3 protein-coding genes and 1 pseudogene are annotated in these 2381 nt (G+C 41.2%); 2 read left to right on the forward strand and 2 right to left on the reverse strand.

The genetic code is table 11. The annotated features are described in order from the left end of the window. Positions 1-449 (reverse strand): annotated as a pseudogene (locus PX481_RS04240) (Hsp70 family protein); the annotation flags it as partial. Positions 450-819: 370 nt separating this feature from the next. On the opposite strand from PX481_RS04240, the gene PX481_RS04245 reads away from it, so the two are divergent. Both PX481_RS04245 and PX481_RS04250 read left to right on the forward strand, forming a co-directional pair. Continuing rightward, complete coding sequence (locus PX481_RS04245) at positions 820-1419, forward strand: Uma2 family endonuclease (protein WP_012265011.1); 600 nt, start codon at positions 820-822, stop codon at positions 1417-1419. Between the two features lie 99 nt (positions 1420-1518). Then, a complete protein-coding gene (locus tag PX481_RS04250; protein ID WP_002757365.1) occupies positions 1519-1986 on the forward strand; it encodes a DUF29 domain-containing protein in 468 nt (155 codons plus the stop codon). Between the two features lie 77 nt (positions 1987-2063). On the opposite strand, the gene PX481_RS04255 is transcribed toward PX481_RS04250, so the two are convergent. After that, on the reverse strand, positions 2064-2381 hold a 318-nt coding region (locus PX481_RS04255), incomplete at its 5' end, for a Uma2 family endonuclease (RefSeq protein WP_288093767.1).

Genomic DNA, 2381 nt, shown 5'->3' on the forward strand with positions numbered 1-2381 from the left:
CCCTGACAAACATTGCTTAACCAATTGCGGTAACTTTCAAAACTATCGACGGGAACGGTTAAAACTAGAGATTGGGGGGTTTCCGGGGTGGTGTTTTTTAAGTTGTCGATGATGCTATCGAGAAACCATTGGCCAACCCCCTCGAAACTGAGGACAGTTTCCTCTAATTCCGGTAAAAATCCTTGAATTTTTGCCCCGATACCTCGTTTAAAGCGACGAAAAAAACGCGGATCTTGATCGCTATCTAAACCCCGATCCCGTACCGCTTGACCGGCAATTACTTGCAGGGGATTGGCTGATTTAATATAGAGTAAACTGGGAATTAGGGGGGGATTGTCGGCTATTTGTTGGGATAACTCCGATAATTTCACGGTTTCGGCCCTATTTGTCGCCCCATTCCAACGAGTAATGACGGTATTACTGGTTCCGAAATCAATAGCGTAGAACACGATCGATAGTTTTTAGGTAAATTTAGTTAATTATTGGCTATTGTAACCTGTTATTTAGTGAAACCGCCCGATCGAGGTGGAAGTTTCCCCAAAAAATCGGGAATTTGTTCAGCGCAAGCTAAAGAATTCTGTGCAGAAACTTGACAAATAATCTTTAATAGTAAGTGGTTTCAATTAAATTGAAGATAGATTTGTCTTTGATCCCCCCTGCCCCTAGGGTTGATTCAGGGTAGGGTTGATTCAGGGTAGGGTTGATTCAGGGTAGGGTTGATTCATGAATCAACCCTACCTTGCCCCCCTTGATAAGGGGGGTATCTGACAATTTTTAACACCCACCTACTTAGTATAAGTTGCACCGGATCAAAAGACTATGTTAGCAGTTACCACCTCACCCGAAACCCTCTCCTTAGAAATTCCTAGCGCGATCGCTCTCTCTATCACCCTTGAACAGTTTGAAGCCCTTGCTGCGGTCAACCGTGACTTAAAATTAGAACGTACAGCCCAAGGAGAATTAATCGTGAATCCCCCGACAGGTGGCGAATCAGGACAGCGTAATTTTAGCTTAACGACTCAACTGGGTCGCTGGTGCGAAGAAAACGAAGCTTTAGGAGTCGGGTTTGACTCTTCCACCGGATTTATACTACCAAATGGGGCGATTCGTTCTCCTGATCTATCTTGGGTGAGTCGAGAACGCTGGGAATCTTTAACCCCTAAGCAGAAAAAGGGATTTATTCCCCTCTGTCCCGATTTTGTGGTGGAATTGCGCTCTGAATCCGATAGTCTTGACAAATTACAGAAAAAACTGCTCGAATATAGGGAAAATGGCGCAAGGTTAGGCTGGTTAATCGATCCCCAGAATCGGCAAGTTGAAATTTATCGTCAAGGAAAAGAGGTAGAAATATTAGAAAATCCCACTGATTTATCGGGTGAAGATGTTTTACCCAATTTTAGCTTAAATTTAAAGCTCTGATGTTTTAAGGGGTCATCCTGCGATATTCTGCCAATCTTTTTGAGATCGGGGATTCGCTTCTAAATTATCTAAGAATTCTTTTTTCTAGGTCATCATCAAATGAGCATCGAAAAGTCTTTAGTCTCCTCAGGTAAAAGTCTTTATCAAGAAGATTTCTACCGATGGTTACAAGAAACCGCTAATTTACTCAAAGAACATCGTTTTGAAAAATTAGACCTGGAAAATTTGATCGAAGAAATTGAAACGATGGGAAGGAGTGAAAAACGAGAACTAGAAAGTCGCTTAACCGTCATTGCCGAACATTTGCTTAAATTGACTTACTGGCTAACTGAAAAGGAAGCAAATGCTCAAGGATGGCGCAGCACAATTGTTGAACAACGCCGACAAGTTCAACGCTTATTAAAAGAGAGTCCAAGTCTGAGAAGATTGATTCCTGAAATCTGGATAGATTGTTACCAAGCAGCCAGAGAAGATACTGTAAGAAAGTATCTTCTCTCTGCTGATTTATTCCCGATTGAATCACCCTTCACCCTTGCAGAAATCCTTGATTCTGACTATCTTCCTTAAAACTCAAGTTCGGTATTTTATCGATGAAGACAATGCCCAACAAAGCAAAGCGTTAAACGGCAATCACTACCTCTGATTTACCAAATCAAAGTAAGATTTAAACTAAATTCTGGCAGAATACTTTCCCCCGATAAACTCTCTGGATTAGTTAAAATTTCTACTGCCTGTCCTTGACGATAAATTTCTACTTCTCTCGTTTTTCTATTGATTAACCAACCTAAACGAGTCCCATTATCTAAATATTCCTGCATTTTTTTCCTAGTAGTTTCTAGGCTATCACTAGGAGACATTAATTCAATGACAAAATCGGGAGATAGAGGTAAAAATCTTTCCTTTTGTTGTGGGGTTAAAGCTTGCCATTTTTCTAAAGGTATCCAAGCAGCATCGGGAGAGCG

It is taken from the genome of Microcystis sp. M53603_WE2 (genome assembly GCF_030065435.1).

What these genes read in the sequence shown, in the direction of transcription:
- PX481_RS04250 (WP_002757365.1), top strand. Translation starts at nt 1,519, where the DNA reads ATGAGCATCGAAAAGTCTTTAGTCTCCTCAGGTAAAAGTCTTTATCAA.
- PX481_RS04245 (WP_012265011.1), top strand. Translation starts at nt 820, where the DNA reads ATGTTAGCAGTTACCACCTCACCCGAAACCCTCTCCTTAGAAATTCCT.